General features: G+C 43.4%; 1 protein-coding gene. It reads right to left on the bottom strand.

The features are described 5' to 3' along the window. Window positions 1–571 precede the first annotated feature (571 nt). A complete protein-coding gene (locus V4C51_RS17735) occupies window positions 572–1,189 on the bottom strand; it encodes a hypothetical protein (RefSeq protein WP_330927496.1) in 618 nt (205 codons plus the stop codon). Window positions 1,190–1,493: the final 304 nt, after the last annotated feature.

The raw sequence follows: 1,493 nt of genomic DNA on the forward strand, positions 1-1,493 counted from the left end.
GCATCACTTTCACCTAACATGGGCTATTCCTCTCGATTGCTGGCTCCAGGTTATCTCGCCATATAAGCTGCTGAGGCGGCTATAGTGGGGGCTTCTGATCGGGAATTACATGCGACCCACAATGTCATACAGACAAAGCCTCTCGCTGCCATATAAGCCGCTGAACCATGACAGGGGAACACTTTACACATACGCTCAGTCCGAGCGTTTCAGCAAACAGAAGCCTGAAAACTGTTTCATGTTTTCTTGATTTGTTTCTCGTGTTATCGAGCAACGGCGACGCTTGAGTATCTACCCAGAGGGTTATCTGTCTGTTGAGAGGCTGTTGTCTCAGCCACTACGCCCATTATGCAGGGTTTCGCATCCTACTGAGAGTATATCATGGGCTTGCTCCACGCAAACCTTGCTATCCATCTCCACCCAAACGGCAAAGCTACGCAATGCCCCTATGGATGGAGAATTCCGCAATGTTCGTTAAAGCTTGATCAAAAGTAGCACAGCTTGATGTGTGATGAAAGTACCATCTAACGCCTGAACGAGGTGCGCTGTAATCATCTGCTGGAATTTTTTATCATGCGTCTCTGGCATTGAAGTAGTCAATGGTTCTTTTTTGAACTTGATTAACTTCTATATAGTTCCATGTACTACCAATAAGGCCACCAACAATAGGGAGTGTCTTAGTGATTACAGCCTTTTCCGTTACTTTGATGCCAAAATATTTGAGAATAATTATTTTAAACTGTTTGAGCGTCTCTTTTGATAAATATTGTTTTATCAATACTCTCGTTACTTCCATACCGCCTCTGACACCCACTTCCCTGAGGAATTGGCTCCCTAAGCTAAGTCCAAAAACAGGTAATAGAAGTTCCCACTTGGCATCAAGATCATCAAAAAATTTTTCATCATAGATTACCGCAGCACGGGCTACTGCTGACACCTCAGATCGTAATGTCGCTGCTACATCAACAGCGGAAATCGGGACTGAAGCCCAGGGGTTAGCAGGTAAACCTGTTACAAATCCTGTTGAGGTTGCCTTCCACTTGGCAGATGAAAAAACCTTATCCACCAGTGCCTTGTTACTTGCGTATGGAGAGGACTCCCTTTCTGATTTGACAGAAGTAATAATTGCAGGAGGATCTATATCAAGAACCCAGTCAAGGGATTTTGCGAGCGCTTTATTATTTTGCACCAATTCTAACCACTTGATAAATGTTAACCATTAAACAGCATTATACCTGTAGCCTTTCAAGTTGCTACTTTGTTGGTAGCATTTGTTCATCTTAGGAGCCTGACCGAGAATAGAGCCCTTAGCGAGGATCGCAAGAAATTTAGGATAAAATTTCTGTTTATGATGAGAATAGCGAGGCTATTTGATGAAGAAGCAGGAATTTTTAGACCAATTTATCGCGACCGCAGTAGCGCAGTCTATTCTCGGTCAGGCTCCTAGTGGTGCTAAGCCCTAATATCTATCCCTTTGAAAATATGGTTTAATC

It is taken from the genome of Candidatus Sororendozoicomonas aggregata (genome assembly GCF_031528575.1).
Lineage (GTDB): Bacteria > Pseudomonadota > Gammaproteobacteria > Pseudomonadales > Endozoicomonadaceae > Endonucleibacter > Endonucleibacter aggregata.